Here is a 15,713-nt window from a genome sequence, read left to right on the forward strand (position 1 = left end):
CTGGAAACAATCGGCGCGGTGAGCCATAACCCCATTGTCAGCCTGCCAGCTCTGGCTGCCTGACCCGAACCCGATCCCGATCCTGCCGTGGATTGACGGTTCCTACACCACCTCCTGGGACACGACCCGGATATGGCGCTATTACTGCCTTGGCTATCTTTTGGCGGGTCGCCAGCCCCTACTAGGCTCAGCCATCCGAAAGCCGCAACGACGATGCTCTGATAGCTTCTAGGCATTGGATGAAAAACACCGCTGTAAATTTACCCCGGCTCAGCTTGTTCCTGATATTCAGCTCTGAGTCCATAACGCCCGCGATAACATTCAATCCGGGAGGTTTGCTGCGTAGGGAAGCAAACTACCCCGGTTTGAAGCGCCCGGCGCCGCGACATAACAACCGTCACCTATTCTCAGGCCGTCGCCACGGACTGGCGCGATGCTTGCCTGCGCTCATCGCGCCGTACGCAACGGGTGCCATGAGGATCAGAGACCAGAAAAGGAAGGTTGCCCCGCGTTGCTCTCTTGATGGGGCATAACCATTGTCAGCGGCCACATCGCACCCACCTCGCAGCGGGTCATCGTCACGATCACAGCTCGGCGCGCCTTGCATTACTGCCGCAAAAAGGGCGATGCCGACGCACCAGGAAAGGCCAACCCGGAGAGCAGCGAAGCGGCCATTTCTTTCCCCAGCATTCTTAGCGAGAGAGAAAGCCTTCATGACGATAGCGGCCAGCACCAAGATACGGGCCGCCTCCAAGACCTGATGACCAACGACCCCCGACATAAACCCTCCACTCAAGAAGGACGAAGTAAGCTACCGCGGAAAGCGCGTGTCAAGTTGCGGTGCCGATACGCATGAACGCCGCGCTATTTCACCGATGCTTGGCAGGCCATCGGGCGGCCCTCATTACCGCTCCGACTTTCGCAAGAAATTGTCGATCTTCAAGCGCAATATGATCTGGATAGTCGTCGGGATCTGCGCTTTCCGGTGCCATTTCGCGCCATCGCTCACCTGCCTTTGCGACACTCCGTCGCTCTAAGTCTGCAAGCCAGTCGTCCCAAGATGGCAGAGACGACGCCTCTCCTTCTTCTACGCAGAAAGCCTCATAGATTAGCTTCACCGCGCGATCGACATCCTCGGGGGTGACGCTCTCGCTGAGTCGCTTTTGATTGCGGTCGCGCAGGCGCGCTTGTCGCTGTGCATTAGTAAGGGCCATGCCGCCTACGTAACGGGTTTCTTCGACAAGATCAATATCGTTACGTAACGCCTATTGACGGGGCACGTTAACCTCGTTACGTAACGAACGGCCAGAGCGGAAGGTACCAACGACCGCCCCGGCCTAACCGCAACCCTACCAACGAGGGATTACGACTATGCACGAAGTAGCAACTTCGCGGCGCGGCGCAATGCGCGCGCTCGCCATCATACCCGCAATAATCGCAGCGCCGGCCGCCAGCGCGGCAACCGGGCTTGTTTGCATCCCAGCAACTCAGCATGCTGACTGGCTAGCCCTGCTGGCCGAAGAGCGCCGCCTGTCGGCCGCGTTCGACCTCATGGTTGATGAGCAGGAGGAGGCTGATGACCGCTTCTATGCCGCTTGTGAAGCGGCCGAGAAGGATTGGCAGCGGGCATGGGAGGCGCGAACATGGCCCGGCGTTGATCGTCTGGAAGGCCAGAGCGACCAAGAATTTGAAAATTCCGTGCAGGTGGCAGTCCAGCGATGGAATGTCGAAGGTGAAGCCGCGCGGCAACAGCGCGAAGCAATTCGTGACCTCGCCCGACAGGAAACGGGACTGGCAGAGGTAGAAGGGCGCTATAAGGCAGCCTGCGACACCCACACTGCCGCCATCCGGGCAATCATCGCATACCCTTCGCGCGATCCCGACATCATCGCTCAAAAGCTGCGCGTGATCCTTGATCGCTTCGGCGACGACAGTGGCGACCTTCGCCCGCTGCTAGCCTCGATCGTCGGGGAGGCTCAGGCATGAGCAAGATAGTCCCCTTCCCCGTGCGCCGTGTCACGACCCCGCTTCCTGACGATGCCTCTGATATCGAAGAGGCGCGCTATCGCGTCAGGTCTTCCCGTTGGCAACTCGCGTGGTGGGAGGCCGAGCTTGCCTCACTCACCATTGCCGTCGCTGCAAACGATCGGAGGGCGTGACCCATGGACATGGCAAACACTTCGGGGGCTTCGGCCCCCAACCATGGCGCGCGCCTGTTTGATCCAGCGGAATGGGTTGCAAGCTATGTCGATCTGGGCGGCGGCTATACCGTCACCGGCGCGAGTTGCTGCCTTCACTCGGTGCGGGGTCTATCTTGGGCTGAGCAAGCCGCGCTTGCCGCGCATCAACTCCCGATCCTGGCCGATCCTTCAAAGCGCGAGGCTGTCCGGGCTTACCTCACATCCGGTTGCCTAATGGAGGCGCTGTCATGATGATCTACCGGCAGAACCATGCGGCACGCGGCACCCAGCAGCCCTACGTCGCACCCGTCGAACGCGATGCCGACGCCGTGCAGGAGGCGGCCATGCTGTCCCGCAGTCGCCGCCCCACCCTTCCACCCGCCCGCCAGGCCAAGGAATGGAATTATACCGCTCCGGTCCTGATGGAGGTGGAGCGGTGGCTGAAACAGCACGACCTCCCAGCATCCAAATTCGGCAGGATGGCCGTAGGCGACCCCAACCTGGTCGCCGACCTTCGGATAGGGCGTGACCCATCGTCCAAGGTTGTGGCCCGCCTTCGGGCCTTCATGGCGAAGGAGACGGTCGATGGCGAGTAAAGCCCCCATCATCTCCCGCTGCGCCCCACGGCACGCCCACAGACGCCGCCATAGGGCCGACAGGAGGCAAGCGGCGCGTGGCCCACACCTTGAGGCCCTATTAACCGTCCTGCCGTCCCTGCCCCGCCCAGCGCTGGCGAGGCTGGTGCAAAAGGCGATCGACCGCATGGACCAGATGGACGGCGACGCCGATCTTGAGAACGCCACCAACCTTGAGGATGATTTCAGCCTGACAAAGGGCGCGGTTCTATCCTTTGATTGTGGCCCCGGTTGTCCGATCGCGGATGCAGGCGGCCAGTGCGACGAGGATGAGATAAACACCGCGTTCGGTAACGGGGATTTTGAGGCGGAAGGCGGGGCAGGATGCCCGATTAGCGACCCTGGCGGCGGCAATGTGGAGGACGCGGACCAGATTAATGAGGCTCCGCCCTACACCGGGCCGCTCGACCCTTCCATTCCGTGGCCGCCGCGCTGCGCTTAGGAGCAGTGTTTCGCAGATATATCGGCGCCTCGGTTCGAAAGGATCGGGGCGTTTCCTGTAGGGCCTGACAAAAATGCCGGTCACCCATCGGCCGCCCCAGCAAATCGCTTCAACTTGGCACGCGGGTTATGGGGTCTGAAAATCACCGGGCAGCGGCACCAAAGCCGAGTCTCCCTCGCGCGCACGCGCGATGCGTCCGGCTATGACCGCCTACCGGCATCAGCGCGACCCTTTGGCAACGCCCTTTGGACAGCCGGCGCCCACGCGAATTACCGGCCCTCCGCCATCAGCCGCGCGTCATCTGCCGCCGCTTCCATCCCCTTCGGATCGCGCGCAATAGCAGCCACGATCAACCGAATGGCGGGCGTGGGTTTCGTCGCCCCCTGCTCCAGATCGCGAATGGTCGGGTAGCCCAGACCATATCGCTGAGCGAAAGCGCGCTGGCTCAGCTTTAACTCTCGAAACCTCAGCCGAAACAGCATCAGGGCGAATCCATCCAAGCCGCGGTCGGGATCGAAGGGCTTCCCCCCGTCACACTGTTTCGCCACTGTATTATCAGGATCAAAGGGCATGGGGGTTTCCTCCATTATCAAAACCGAGGCGTGCGATCGGTATCATTCCAACCGATCACGTCGCCGCCATCATCAAGGTCGTCGGTCCCTGCCGCACCTCGCGTTTGCCGCACCTGATTATTCTTCTCCGCCGCACTGCCGCACCACCCCTCCCCTATAGGGGGGAGGGTGGTGGTGCGGCACTCTGTAGGCTCTTCTGCCGCACCTTGCCGCGCCGCACCTTTTTCAAGTGCGGCAGTCGTATGCGACAGCGCTACGCCTTGCTCTGCTACACTTTGCGGAAGCGTAGCAGCCGCCGACGTGACCCACCGTCCGACATCAACAAGCAGCTGGCCCTGTAGAAATTGCATTGAGAACCCATGGCACTTGTCACCACTTGTCACTTGCGCGCGCGGGGCGAATAAAAATCCCAGACAATAAGAAAGAGGGAAACGTGTTTTTTGCTTCACGCGCGCGAGTGACAGATGGTGACAAGTCATGCCGCCTCACCCAGGACTGACATGATCGCCGCGCGCGCCTTTTCCCGGCTTTCCTTCTCTCTCCGGCCGCGCTCGGCAAACAGATCGTGGACAGCGGGATTGACCAGCCATCGGGGCGTGCTGCTGTTGGGAGGCGGCAGGGTCGGCTCCAGCCACCCCAGCGATTCCAGCTTCTCAAAGAGCTTGCGCGACTGCTCGGCGGTCAGGGCCTTGAGTGTGGCATTGGCTCGCTGCGTATCGCGGTGCTGCACATTTTCCAGCCGATGGGCGAGAATGTAGCTCGCCAGTTCGATCAGCGCGCCATGGTCGTCAGATAGCCCCAGGACCGAGGTGTAGAAGGCGATGGCGTTGGGCACGATGTAACCGTGCAGGAAATCCGCCGCGCGCTGGGTAGTGTCGCTGCGGATGATCCCTGGCAGCGTCGGAGCGTCGGCATACTCGATGCAGTGCCACAGAACGCAAAGCCGGGCGAAAATGCCGTCATACTTGCCGAAGTGCGACGCCAGCTTAGGCGAGATCACTTCTGCCGCCGACATCTCCAGATGCCGCGCTTCTAGCGCACGGCGGATCAATTGGGCTTCGTCCGAAAAGCGGAGGATGCCATCCCCATCGACGCAGGGCGGTGGAGAGAGCGCCCATAGACGATTGACCAGATCGTCATAGTGGCGGACGCTATCATCCTGCGGTTCGTCCTTACCCAGGACGGCCGGCTTCAAGATGACAGGCAGAAGCCGTTGGATCAGCCCATCGTCTACAGCGTCCGACACAATGCGCCGCAACGGGTCGGGCTGGATGCCGCCCAGGACGCATATGGACAGATTGGGGATCAGCGACGCCCCGCGCGCCACACGATTTAGGGCGTAGGCTCCACCGTTGAAAGCCTGCAACCAAAAGCTGCGATCGGCCATGGCCCCCTTACCAGCCGAATATTTATCCATGGCACCGAACCAACCAGACAGCTCATCCTGTTGGGACAGAACGCCATCGGGCGAATCTTTCAACACCTCTTGCGCCGCCTCTACAGTCGCATCAGAAATCCGCAGGCGGCGCTGCGCTGGCTTCGGGGTCGTTTTCTTTTCCTGCGCGGGCAGGGCATCGAAGATTTCCTGCTTGATCGTAAATTCCCTGAACATCTGCGTGTCCATTTTGTGAAGCGGACGCATCGCTGCTGACATCATGGGCGTTTTTTTGGTGCTGGGGGTTCCGATAAGCGCGACCCACAGGCGGGCGGATTCACGCCAAGTAGGATCATGGCGCTTCACCTGAACTTGGATACGGTCGGACGTAGCGGCGGCGCACACCGCCAGCGCCGACATGGCAAGTCCGCCCGGATCGACACCCATGCTATCCGCCTGCGCTACGGCGAACCTCTCGATAATGGGCGGGAGGATATATTTGGGCAGTGGCGGCGCCTCGTAGCGCGCCCACAGGTCGACCGGCTTCCATTCAGACTCACGCGGGCCTGCATCGCTATTGGCCGGGATCGGGCGCGCCGCCCTGATCGCCGCCCTGATGACGTTGTCGCCCATGTCTTTACCGACATCCGCGAAGTCACGTGCCTCCTGTTCGGTCATGTCACCACCCCGCGAGGCGGCAATGCCACCCGTCCACCGACAGCCGCCGCCGCCGCATAGGCAGCCTCGACGCCGAGATTCTTCCGAATGTTCGGATTATTGATCAGGTGCGGATCGTCGTCGGCCACCGCGATAATGTCGGCATCGGGGTAGAGCGCCTGGCAGGCGGTTGCCGTCCGAACCATATTCCCGGACGAGAAGGACACCGCCACAGCTTCGCCAGTCGCCCGGCGCACCACGGCACAGGTCGCATAGCCTTCGCCGACGCACAGGACGCCATGCGGCTCGCCAAGGACGCAGAAGAGGCCCTGTTGCCGCCCCCCCTTGGCAAAGCGCTTGGTGCCCTCCGGGGCGATCCGCTGGAGGTTCCAGAGCTTTCCCGCCTCGTCACGCATCGGCACCAGTAGGAGATTGCCACGCTGGCGCAGACCTTCGCCGTTGATGCCTTTTGCAACAAGATAGGGGTGAAGCGGGTTTGCCACGCCAGCCCGATCCCATTCCCGCCCGGCCGCCAGCGCAGCATGATCCTGCGCGGCGATGCGTTCAGCGGCGCGAGATTCCTGTTCCGCCCGGATCGCCGCCGCCCGGTCCCGGCGTTGCGCTGGTGAAAGCTGTTCACCAACGCCCGCGCGCCATTTTTCCGATATGCCCAGGCGGTAGTTGCCGAACGCACCCGCAGGAACGCCATCGAAATGGAGGATAGCCCAGCCATTGCGCTTGCCCTTCCCGTCGCCTTCGCAGGCGAAGCGGATCAGATCCGGGCCAAGCCGATCGGCTATATGCTCAACCGGCTTCATTCCAGCGGCTTCCATTGCGCCGATGACCCCGGCGACCACATCATGTGTCATATGCGGGCTATCATGCCGACCAGCGGCATTATAGGAAAACGCCTTCATGCCGCACCTCCCGATGGATCGAAGGTAGGGCCGAGGATTTGATCAAGCGTGAGGCGCTTAGGTTGGATAGGACCAGCATAGAGCGACCGGATAATAGCCCGCTCACGACAGGCGCGCCGTTCCTGCGCGGCGCGCCAATGGCGATAGTCGAGAATGCGGGCGGTCATGCGTCACCACCTTTCGGTGCATGTTCGGCCAGCACCCACACAATCGAGGCGATGCCCGACTGGCTCTTGCGACGCGCGCCGCTGTCCACAATCTTGCGCAGCACCCGCAGTTCGCTGGTGCGCGGGCGAACCCGGAACCGCTCCCAGCCAAGGCGCTCCGCGATCTCATCGCCGGTAGCACCGTATGCGCCAACAGACCGGAGGACGGCCAGGATCAGCTTCTGCAAATAGCTGACAGAAGGGGCAACCGCATCGGCAGCAGCGATGGAGGTATCGACTGGATATGCGCCAGGGCTGTTGGGATAATTACTTGCCATCGGAAATCTCCGCGACAGGAGGAAGCCCGGCCCGATCCAGCAGCGTGGACAGCCATTCAGATTGGGAGGGCGTCAAGGGTGTGGGATCAACCGCGCACTGGCCCAAAAATGAACCGGCCTTGCGGGTGAACCTGCCGCCCTGATTAAGCAGCGCCAGCGCGGCGGCGCTGTGGTCGATGAAGGGAGGAAGAGGCTTAGTCATGATCGCGAACCTCCCCCGTCTTGTCCTCGATCAGCCAGCCGTGAACCTTCTGGCGGGCCTCTGCGCAGCGCACCGCCTCGTCATGCGTGCGAAACTCCAGGCTGGGCCAGGAGATCGAGCGCGGTTCAAAGGTGACGATGTGACGGCCGCCGATCGCGGCCTTGGCGATGATGATACGGTCAGGCATTGCCGGCATCTCCCACGACGTGGTTCACCTGCTTGACCAGATATTCGGCGAGGTGGCCCGCCATCTCACTGGCACCGGCTCCGGGGGTTACTCCGAAGCTCTTCAGCGCAATGGCTAAAGCTGCATCCATCAACATGACCGCCGCTTCTGCGCTGCGACCGCAGGCGGACACCATGGCAGCGTCGGCCAGGTTAACGATGGCTTGCGGGTTCTTCGCGTCAGACATCCCGCGTCTCCCCAAAGTGAAGATCGCGGATCAGTCCGCTGATGCTCGGAGAAATATGGTGGCGAAGCGAGAGCAGTTGCGCTCGCCAGTCCGAACCATTATCCTTATCATTGCTGTTGAGAGCGATTTGGAAGGGGCTGCTCTTGCCGGGGCGGCCCTTTCGTTTGCCGGCGCTATCGGCGCGCCGTGCCGTAACGACCGGCATTAGGCGGCGACCAGCTCGCGGATGCTGTCAACCTTAACCAAGCGGCGACGGCCCACCATCGTGGACGACAGCTTGCCTTCCCCGATCAGCAGATAGATTTTGGATTTGCTGAGGCCCGTCATCTCGCAGGCCTCTTTCACGGTTGCAGTGATCTTTGTCATACTCGCCCTGCTCCTTCAATGGCTGGGGATGGCCAGCCGTGGACAGGTCGAGTATTGATCCGCGGAATTACGCCGAAAATTTCCGCCGCTATTACGCGGTACGTTAGCGGCGAATTACCTTCGGACCTTGCTTTCTGACCGGATCAATTGCGCTGACCAGATCACGCACGCGCCCGCGCGCAACGGCGTAATTACTGAAATAGGCCTTGGCAGCGGGAAGTATCTGATCATCCACGCTCATCGCAGAGATATCATTGTCCCGAGCAAATCCCATGAACCATTCCTTCAGCCGGCCCTCTGGAACGCGGGCCTTATTAGATGTGGCAGAAGGGCGCGCAGCACTTTGTGCAGGAGCCAGAGTCGGCGGGGCCATTTTGAAAGACAATGTCGAAGCAGGCGGCCCAACTTCCGCACTTCTGAATGGAGCGAACGCCCCCGTCCCCGTTTCCATCTGCCCCCTAATCGACAAGGGGACATTGGGCAGTTCCGCGAGCAGCCCCGAAATCACTGCATGGTCGATAATCACGCCATCCAGAAAAATCGCCCGCCGATCTGATATCCCGCCACTCAACGACACGAATGCGGAATGTCGCCAGCGTCTCTCCAGGGCGTCGGGTCGCACAACCCCACGCCAAACATCGATAGGGATCGCCCAATCGCGATGTGTGGAAACTACGGTTCCTCCGTCACCTAGGTACCCGCACTTTTCCACCTCCGCCGCATTCTCTGCGCGCAACACAATACCACCAACTGACGCTTTGGAATGAAGGGCCGCAGCAGCCTCTTCGCTGTCACCGAACTTCGTTGCCAACATGCGCGCCGCATCACTGAAACTGATCCAATTGGTTTCCACGCCCCACTCCTTGGGCACCTCCACTGAATGATGAGGGGGCGGCGCGGCGGAGTGGTCGCGCTATTCGGGCCGTCGCCCTAGCCGTCACCTCTCCTCACCTAGCGAGCGCCGGGTGAAGAAGGTCCATCATCCAGCAGCAAGCCGAATGACATTATTTGGAACCGTTAGAAACTCGCCCCAGGCATCCAGCAGCTCCCGCCGCAGTTGGATGAAGGTCGTGCGCTTGTAGGCCGCAATGACTTTATCCGGCACGACGTGCGCCAACGCCGCCTCTGCGACTGGATCTGGTATCGACGGCATCCGCTCCGCCGACCAATCTCGGAATGACGAGCGGAAGCCGTGCGGCACATATTCCAAGCCCTTGTCGCGCATGATCTTGGATATCGTCATGTCGCTCATCGCCTGCCCCTTTGAGTTGGGGAAGACGAACGCGTCAGGATCTGCTTCGCCCAGCTCAGCAACCCGGCGCAATATGACGATAGCCTGATCGTTCAGCGTGACGCTATGGGCCTTTGCCTTGCGGCCCTTCATGATATCTGCCGGCCTGTTCCACAGCTTCCCGTCGAGGTCGATATGCGCCCATGTCGTCTTGCGCACCTCACCCGATCGCGCGCCAGTCAGGATCAGGAAACGCAGCGCCAGCTTACCCATCGTCTCCGAGTCGCCAACCAGTTCAGCCATGAAGGCGGGAACGTCCTCGAAAGGCATCGCCGGATAGTTGCCACCGGTCGGACGCTCGCCCAGCATGAAGGACAGCGCGCGCAAGGGTGCCTCGGTCGGGCGCCACCCTTCGCTGTTAGAATAGTTCAAGACCGCCGCGATTCGCTGGCGCAGCTTCCCAGCCGTTACCGGCATTGCCGCCCATGCCGCAGCCAGCGCATCACGCATGGCGGCCGCGTCAATTTGGTCGACCGGCTTCGCGCCGATGTGCGGGAAGATGTGTTCTGTCAGGGAATTAATGAAGCGATCAGCATGGGCCTTCGACCATGTTCCGGCCATGCTGCCCTTGTACGCCTTGGCGGCATCCTCAAAAGTCCGACTGGACCGCCTATCCTTATCGCGCTCAGCAACGGCATCCCGTCCAGCCTTCGCCAAGCGCCGTAGTATGGCCCCCTTCTCACGTGCCTCCGCAAGCGTCAGCACCCGACGCTCCAAAATCGGGATATCCTCGATCAGATCACCGCCAGGTTTCCGAGGCGCTAGATCGACAGAGCCAAGGCCTATGTCGCGGCGCTTTCCATCATACTGGACGCGCAGCAGCCAGGACCGCCCACCAGTCGGCTTCACCAGCAGGTAGAGGCCGTCACCATCGGCATGGCGGCCGGTCTTTGCGTTCTTGATCGCGATCGTCGTCAGCTTGCCCATGCGTCACCTCATCCGTTCCCACATTATGTTGTGGTCAACGATGCTCGTCAATGGACAAAGGTGGAACATATTGGCGGACCGTAAAGTGAACAGGCGCAGAAACGTGTTCGTTCATGTCCAGCCGTGGAATGAAGTTCTAAGTTGGCTCGGGCCTCCAATTTCTTCCCGCTCGACTTGTTCCGCCGCTACCGTCTAAGAAGGCGGCATGATGAAGCTGTTCATTGGCAACAAAGCCTATTCGAGCTGGTCCCTGCGCGGCTGGTTGGCGTGCAAATTGTCCGCTCTCCCGTTCGAGGAGGTAGTCGTCCCCCTCTATGACGAAGCCTGGGAGAAACGGCGCGAGGGCGACGAATTCGCGCCATCCTCCGGCAAGGTGCCGATCCTGTGGGATGGCGACGACGTCGTCGTGTGGGACAGCCTGGCCATCGTCGAATATCTCAACGAAAAGACGGATGGCGACTTGTTCTGGCCGACCGATTCCGCCGCCCGCGCCATGGCCCGGTCGATGGCGGCCGAAATGCATAGCAGCTTCGCTGCGCTACGCCGCGAGCACAGCATGAACATCCGGCAAATCTACCCCGCGGTGCCGCCGTCCGAACCTGTCGCCCACGACATCGCCCGTATCATGCAGCTATGGGCGCAGGCCCGCGCCCGCTATGGCGGCGATGGCGATTTCCTGTTCGGACGGTTCGGCGCGGTGGACCTGATGTTCGCCCCGGTCGTCACTCGCTTCATCACCTATCAACTGCCGGTCGCCCGTTTCGCCGACGCCTATATGCGCGCGATCATCGCCCATCCCTGGATGCAGGAATGGATCGGCGGCGCGCAAGCGGAAGACTGGGTGATCGACCGATTCGAAGTTCCGCCGCAGACGGCCTGACGATCATGAGCGAAACGCCCGAAACCGACACGCCCAAGGAAGCGCGCGCGGCCGAAGCAGCCGCAATTCGCCGTCGCTGGATCACCTTGGGCGAGATACTCGCCGTTCTGGCGGTGGGCATTTCCGCCCTCACCCTCTATCTCAATTGGGCGGACAAGAAAGACCAGCGCGCCGAAAAAGCGGCGGAAAGCCGCAAGGCGTCCGGCCGCGCCGCGATATTGGTGCTGAACGCCGATTCGGTGAAGGACGATCGCATCGCGCTGAAGACCACCGACCCCGACCAGGTCGTCCAGAGCCAGACGATCCTCTTCCCCCGCGCGCTCGGCATCGCGCCGGTCGACACCACCGGCGATCCGCGGATCGAGGCGGACTGGTTCAGCGACGCGCTGAAGACAGCGCGGGCCAAGGCGAAGCTGCCCGACGACAGCGTGGGCGACGAACGGCTGCCAGTGGCCATCACCACCCGCTTCGTGGTGGGCGGCGACACGCATGAGAATATCGCGCTCTACGACATCGGCTATGGCGTAGCAGGTCGCTGGATCGCCGGCCACAGCCTTTCGTTGCGTGGGCTTTCGCGGGTCGAAACGCTCAAGCCGGACAGCGCCCAGGCCAGGGTCGACGCCCGCTGGGCGCGCCTGAGCGGTAAATAGCCCAAGTCCTGCTTCGTCGCCTGAAACCGCAAAACCACTTGTCTTGCGGCGATGAAACGGGTGCAAGACCCGCGCAGGGTCGTTGCATATCATAATAAGGACAAGCGGGCGCCATGAGCCTGATGGGATCGATCGACATTTTCCATGCCAGTGCCGGCCTGCTGGTCGGCGTCCTAGTGGGCGTGACTGGCGTGGGCGGCGGCTCGCTGATGACGCCGCTGCTCGTGCTGATGTTCGGCGTCAGCGCGAAGACCGCGGTAGGCACCGACCTGCTCTTCGCCGCCCTGACCAAGATCGTCGGATCGGCCGTGCATGGCAAGCGCGACACAATCGAGTGGCCGATCGTGCGGCGCATGGCGGCGGGCAGCGTGCCGGCCGCGCTCATCACGCTGCTGGCGCTTGGCTGGATCGGCGATGTCGGCCAGTCGACCGAAAATCTCATCCTGATTGCGCTCGCTTCGCTGCTGGCGCTGACGTCGGTCGCGGTGATCGGCCGCAAATGGCTGTTCCGTCATCGCGGCGACCTGGGGGCGACCCACTCGGCCGGCACCACCTTCTATGGCACCACGGCGCTCGGCGCGCTGATCGGCGCGGCCGTTTCGCTCTCTTCGGTCGGCGCGGGCGCGATCGGGGTGACGGTGTTGCTGTTCCTCTATCCCCGCCTGCCCATGGCGCGCATCGTGGGGTCTGACATCGCCCATGCCGTGCCTCTGGCGCTGATCGCCGGTACCGGCCACTGGCTGATGGGGGACGTCAACTTCATCCTGCTGATCACCCTGCTGATCGGGTCGATACCCGGCGTGATCGTTGGCAGCTATCTGTCGTCCCATGCCCCAGACCGGGTGCTGCAACCCCTGCTCGCCGCGGTGCTGGCCATCTCTTCCTGGCAACTCTTCGTCAAGGCGCGCACGCCCGCCCCGGTAAAGGTCGAAGCGCCGGTTATGGCGAAAGCACAGCATTGAGCCATTGCGCCGCGTGCTCCTGCGAAGGCAGGAGACCAGGGCAAACGGCAGGACTGGATTCCCGCCTTTGCAGGAACACGGAAGCGGACAGGCTGCCGACATGAAGAAGCCCGACCCTCATGTGTGAGGACCGGGCTTCTTCCGCTCGAAAGGATCGTGGCTTTAGCCGACGATCTCTTCCGGCTTGAAGAAATAGGCGATCTCGATCGCGGCATTTTCTTCGCTGTCCGAACCATGGACCGAATTGGCTTCGATCGATTCGGCCAGTTCCTTGCGGATCGTGCCGGCATCGGCGTTGGCGGGGTTGGTCGCGCCCATGACGTCACGGTTGCGCTGCACGGCATTTTCGCCCTCCAGCACCTGGACGACGACAGGGCCGGAAATCATGAAGGCGACTAGGTCGGCGAAGAAAGGCCGTTCCTTATGAACGCCATAGAAGCCCTCGGCCTGCTCGCGGCTCATGCGGATGCGCTTGGAAGCGACAATGCGAAGCCCTGCTTCCTCCAGCATTTTGGCGACCGCGCCGGTCAGGTTGCGACGGGTCGCGTCGGGCTTGATGATCGAAAAGGTGCGCGTGACGGCCATGGCCCTCGAAACTCCGAATTGTTGGAAATGCTGGGCGCGCCTTTAGACGCGGCCGGGCCAGGCCGCAAGGGGCTTAACCCTGACCGTGCGTCAGGCCATTTGCGCCCATTTGCGGCCGTCCTGCTTGAAGTAGCGCGAAACCGTCTCCTCGCGCTTCGACAATACCCGCCAACTGGACCGCGCGCCGTCGACCGTATCATCGTCGAAGAAGTAGAAGGCCCGCTCGAACCCCAGCGCCGCGTCGCGCCAGATACCGTCCGCCAGCGCGATATGCGCCGCGCCGTTCAGCGCCTCGCACGCCTCGCTCAGCAGGATCGGCTGCTGCGCCTCGCCGCCCTCACCCGCCCGGCCATGCGCCAGGAAGCTTTCGGGAGGCCCGGCCCAAAGCCCCGCCGAAATTCGCTCCAGCCGATCAGGCTCCTGCGCCACCACCAGCAGCCGCGCGCCCAGGCCCAGGATGCGCGCCGCGATCGCGGGCAACACCTGGTCCACCGGATCGCGGCTGAGCTGGTAGAAATCGACCTGCACGACAGTCTCCCTTATCGGGTTGGCATCAGAACTCGAACTTGTCCGCGACCAGCTGGTCGATCAGGCGCACGCCATAGCCGGTGGCGCCCTTGTCCCAGGTCGCGCCCGGCTTGTCCGACCATACCATCCCGGCGATGTCGAGATGCGCCCATTTCACGCCATCGTCCACGAACCGCTTGATGAACTGCGCCGCGGTGATCGATCCAGCGTAGCGCCCGCCGATATTCTTCATGTCGGCAATCGGGCTGTCGATCATCTTGTTATAGGCGTCCGCCAGCGGGAAGCGCCACAGTTGGTCGCCGCTCGCCTTGCCCGCTGCGGTCAGGTCTTCCGCCAGTCCGTCGTCATTGGCGAACAGGCCGCCATATTGATCGCCCAGCGCGACGATCATCGCGCCGGTCAGCGTGGCCAGGTCGATCAGCACGTCCGGCGCATAGGTCTTCTGCGCCCATGTGATGGCGTCACACAGCACCAGCCGCCCCTCGGCGTCGGTATTCAGCACCTCGATCGTCTGTCCCGACATCGACGTCACGATGTCGCCGGGGCGCTGCGCATTGGCGTCCGGCATATTTTCGACCAGACCGCAAATGCCCACGACCCGCGCCTTCGCCTTGCGCCCGGCCAGCGCCTTGATCGCGCCGGCGACCGCGCCCGCGCCGCCCATGTCCCACTTCATGTCTTCCATGCCGGCCGCCGGCTTGATGGAGATGCCGCCGGTGTCGAAGGTCACGCCCTTGCCGACGAAGACGACCGGCTTTTCGACAGCGCCATTGGTGCCGTCCCATTCCAGCGCCAGCAACCGCGCCTCTCGCACGGACCCTTGCGCCACGCCCAGCAGCGCGCCCATGCCCAGTTCTTCCATCGCTGCCTTGTCGAGGACGGTAATCTTCACGCCCAGTTCGGCCAGATGCTGGCAGCGTTCAACGAAGCTTTCGGGATAGAGGATGTTGGCTGGCTCCGACACCAGTTCGCGGGTGAAGGCGACACCGGCGGCGACCGCGGACAGCCGCTCCCAGGCCGCGTCCGCCCCGGCCGCGACCAGCGTGATCGTCTTGAGCGTCGGCTTGGCCTTTTCGGGCTGACGGGTGCGATAGGTATCGATCCGCCAGCCGCGCAGCAATGCGCCAAACGCCAGATGCGCCGCCAGTTCGCCGCTCGCGCCACCGAAAAACTCCACCGCGGCATGGATTGCGCCGCTGGTCGACAGCTTGGCGGTCAGCGCCGCGCCGGCCTTTTCCACGTCCAGTTCGCCGCCCGCGCCGATGCCCAGCAACAGCACGCGCAGCGTCTTGCCGCCTTCGGCCACGAAGCTTTCAAAGCTCGTCCCCGTCTCGCCGGTGAAGCGCGACGCGGCGGCGCCCGCCGCCAGGATCGGCGCCGCCGACAGGGGCAGCGTGTCGAACCCGCCCTTGGGCACGGCGAAGACCAGCGTGTCGGCATCGGGGCGGGTCGGGCTGAACTGGATATCCATCGGGGTTCTTGTCCTCTTGTCTCTTGGGCGGGCGAAGCCGCGCTCTTACCCGTCAGATAGTGCGGCTTTCCCCGTCTGGCAAAGCCGTTCGACCGATTTCCGGCCAAAGATGCGCGACGGGCGATTGCGGACCGGCAATCAGTGCGATAGGCGGGACGGCAATATGCGCCCCGTTG

23 protein-coding genes are annotated in these 15,713 nt (G+C 62.6%); 8 read left to right on the forward strand and 15 right to left on the reverse strand.

Annotated features, from left to right (window positions below):
• Positions 1-187 precede the first annotated feature (187 nt).
• Positions 188-304 carry a DUF6471 domain-containing protein gene (locus tag EWH12_RS22980; RefSeq protein WP_422917723.1) on the reverse strand — a complete coding sequence of 39 codons (117 nt, stop codon included), beginning with the start codon at positions 302-304 and terminating at the stop codon, positions 188-190.
• Between the two features lie 1,067 nt (positions 305-1,371).
• Here EWH12_RS22980 and EWH12_RS09910 point away from each other — a divergent pair.
• The 5 genes from EWH12_RS09910 (at position 1,372) to EWH12_RS22645 (ending at position 3,257) form a co-directional block, all read left to right on the forward strand.
• Positions 1,372-1,986 carry a hypothetical protein gene (locus tag EWH12_RS09910; RefSeq protein ID WP_129926463.1) on the forward strand — a complete coding sequence of 205 codons (615 nt, stop codon included), beginning with the start codon at positions 1,372-1,374 and terminating at the stop codon, positions 1,984-1,986.
• Positions 1,983-2,159 (forward strand): hypothetical protein, encoded by a 177-nt coding sequence (locus tag EWH12_RS22205; protein ID WP_165363597.1) that lies wholly within the window; start codon positions 1,983-1,985, stop codon positions 2,157-2,159. Before EWH12_RS09910 ends, EWH12_RS22205 begins: the two co-directional genes overlap by 4 nt.
• A 3-nt stretch (positions 2,160-2,162) precedes the next feature.
• Positions 2,163-2,432 (forward strand): hypothetical protein, encoded by a 270-nt coding sequence (locus tag EWH12_RS09915; RefSeq protein ID WP_129926464.1) that lies wholly within the window; start codon positions 2,163-2,165, stop codon positions 2,430-2,432.
• The gene (locus tag EWH12_RS09920; RefSeq protein WP_129926465.1) at positions 2,429-2,776 is read left to right on the forward strand and encodes a hypothetical protein; all 348 of its coding nucleotides are present in this window, start codon (positions 2,429-2,431) and stop codon (positions 2,774-2,776) included. Before EWH12_RS09915 ends, EWH12_RS09920 begins: the two co-directional genes overlap by 4 nt.
• Before the next feature lie 166 nt (positions 2,777-2,942).
• Positions 2,943-3,257, forward strand: coding sequence for a hypothetical protein (locus tag EWH12_RS22645; RefSeq protein ID WP_242496005.1), 315 nt, complete (start codon positions 2,943-2,945; stop codon positions 3,255-3,257).
• Between the two features lie 269 nt (positions 3,258-3,526).
• Here EWH12_RS22645 and EWH12_RS09930 read toward each other — a convergent pair whose 3' ends face one another.
• From EWH12_RS09930 to EWH12_RS09980, 11 genes are all read right to left on the reverse strand, one after another.
• The gene (locus EWH12_RS09930) at positions 3,527-3,829 is read right to left on the reverse strand and encodes a helix-turn-helix domain-containing protein (protein ID WP_207212385.1); all 303 of its coding nucleotides are present in this window, start codon (positions 3,827-3,829) and stop codon (positions 3,527-3,529) included.
• Between the two features lie 475 nt (positions 3,830-4,304).
• Complete coding sequence (locus EWH12_RS09940) at positions 4,305-5,882, reverse strand: DUF3987 domain-containing protein (RefSeq protein WP_129926469.1); 1,578 nt, start codon at positions 5,880-5,882, stop codon at positions 4,305-4,307.
• Entirely contained in the window at positions 5,879-6,778 is a 900-nt protein-coding gene (locus EWH12_RS09945) for a primase/helicase family protein (RefSeq protein WP_242496006.1), read from the reverse strand. Before EWH12_RS09945 ends, EWH12_RS09940 begins: the two co-directional genes overlap by 4 nt.
• Positions 6,775-6,945 carry a hypothetical protein gene (locus EWH12_RS22210; protein ID WP_165363599.1) on the reverse strand — a complete coding sequence of 57 codons (171 nt, stop codon included), beginning with the start codon at positions 6,943-6,945 and terminating at the stop codon, positions 6,775-6,777. Before EWH12_RS22210 ends, EWH12_RS09945 begins: the two co-directional genes overlap by 4 nt.
• Positions 6,942-7,262, reverse strand: coding sequence for a hypothetical protein (locus EWH12_RS09950; protein ID WP_129926471.1), 321 nt, complete (start codon positions 7,260-7,262; stop codon positions 6,942-6,944). Before EWH12_RS09950 ends, EWH12_RS22210 begins: the two co-directional genes overlap by 4 nt.
• Positions 7,252-7,464 (reverse strand): hypothetical protein, encoded by a 213-nt coding sequence (locus tag EWH12_RS09955; protein ID WP_129926472.1) that lies wholly within the window; start codon positions 7,462-7,464, stop codon positions 7,252-7,254. The genes EWH12_RS09950 and EWH12_RS09955 overlap by 11 nt, the downstream gene beginning before the upstream one ends.
• A complete protein-coding gene (locus EWH12_RS09960) occupies positions 7,457-7,651 on the reverse strand; it encodes a hypothetical protein (RefSeq protein ID WP_129926473.1) in 195 nt (64 codons plus the stop codon). The genes EWH12_RS09955 and EWH12_RS09960 overlap by 8 nt, the downstream gene beginning before the upstream one ends.
• Positions 7,644-7,877, reverse strand: a complete 234-nt coding sequence (locus EWH12_RS09965; protein ID WP_129926474.1) for a hypothetical protein — start codon at positions 7,875-7,877, stop codon at positions 7,644-7,646. Before EWH12_RS09965 ends, EWH12_RS09960 begins: the two co-directional genes overlap by 8 nt.
• A 204-nt stretch (positions 7,878-8,081) precedes the next feature.
• Positions 8,082-8,243, reverse strand: a complete 162-nt coding sequence (locus EWH12_RS09970) for an excisionase family DNA-binding protein (protein ID WP_242496007.1) — start codon at positions 8,241-8,243, stop codon at positions 8,082-8,084.
• 103 nt (positions 8,244-8,346) lie between these two features.
• On the reverse strand, positions 8,347-9,096 hold the full coding sequence (locus EWH12_RS09975) for a hypothetical protein (protein ID WP_129926475.1): 750 nt from the start codon (positions 9,094-9,096) through the stop codon (positions 8,347-8,349).
• 126 nt (positions 9,097-9,222) lie between these two features.
• Positions 9,223-10,461 carry a tyrosine-type recombinase/integrase gene (locus EWH12_RS09980; protein WP_129926476.1) on the reverse strand — a complete coding sequence of 413 codons (1,239 nt, stop codon included), beginning with the start codon at positions 10,459-10,461 and terminating at the stop codon, positions 9,223-9,225.
• Positions 10,462-10,666: 205 nt separating this feature from the next.
• Between EWH12_RS09980 and EWH12_RS09985 the strand changes: the two genes are divergently transcribed.
• The 3 genes from EWH12_RS09985 (at position 10,667) to EWH12_RS09995 (ending at position 12,953) form a co-directional block, all read left to right on the forward strand.
• On the forward strand, positions 10,667-11,341 hold the full coding sequence (locus tag EWH12_RS09985; RefSeq protein WP_129926477.1) for a glutathione S-transferase family protein: 675 nt from the start codon (positions 10,667-10,669) through the stop codon (positions 11,339-11,341).
• Between the two features lie 5 nt (positions 11,342-11,346).
• Entirely contained in the window at positions 11,347-11,991 is a 645-nt protein-coding gene (locus EWH12_RS09990) for a hypothetical protein (protein ID WP_066600655.1), read from the forward strand.
• A gap of 113 nt (positions 11,992-12,104) precedes the next feature.
• Positions 12,105-12,953: a sulfite exporter TauE/SafE family protein gene (locus EWH12_RS09995; RefSeq protein ID WP_066600652.1), complete on the forward strand. Its 849-nt coding sequence runs from the start codon at positions 12,105-12,107 to the stop codon at positions 12,951-12,953.
• 162 nt (positions 12,954-13,115) lie between these two features.
• Here EWH12_RS09995 and ndk read toward each other — a convergent pair whose 3' ends face one another.
• The 3 genes from ndk to EWH12_RS10010 form a co-directional block, all read right to left on the reverse strand.
• A complete protein-coding gene (gene ndk / locus EWH12_RS10000; RefSeq protein ID WP_066600648.1) occupies positions 13,116-13,538 on the reverse strand; it encodes a nucleoside-diphosphate kinase in 423 nt (140 codons plus the stop codon).
• Between the two features lie 90 nt (positions 13,539-13,628).
• Positions 13,629-14,066: a DNA polymerase III subunit chi gene (locus EWH12_RS10005; RefSeq protein WP_066600645.1), complete on the reverse strand. Its 438-nt coding sequence runs from the start codon at positions 14,064-14,066 to the stop codon at positions 13,629-13,631.
• 25 nt (positions 14,067-14,091) lie between these two features.
• Positions 14,092-15,537 carry a leucyl aminopeptidase gene (locus EWH12_RS10010; RefSeq protein WP_129926478.1) on the reverse strand — a complete coding sequence of 482 codons (1,446 nt, stop codon included), beginning with the start codon at positions 15,535-15,537 and terminating at the stop codon, positions 14,092-14,094.
• Between the last annotated feature and the right edge of the window lie 176 nt (positions 15,538-15,713).

Source organism: Sphingobium cupriresistens, from assembly GCF_004152865.1.
In the GTDB taxonomy this organism is placed as follows: domain Bacteria; phylum Pseudomonadota; class Alphaproteobacteria; order Sphingomonadales; family Sphingomonadaceae; genus Sphingobium; species Sphingobium cupriresistens.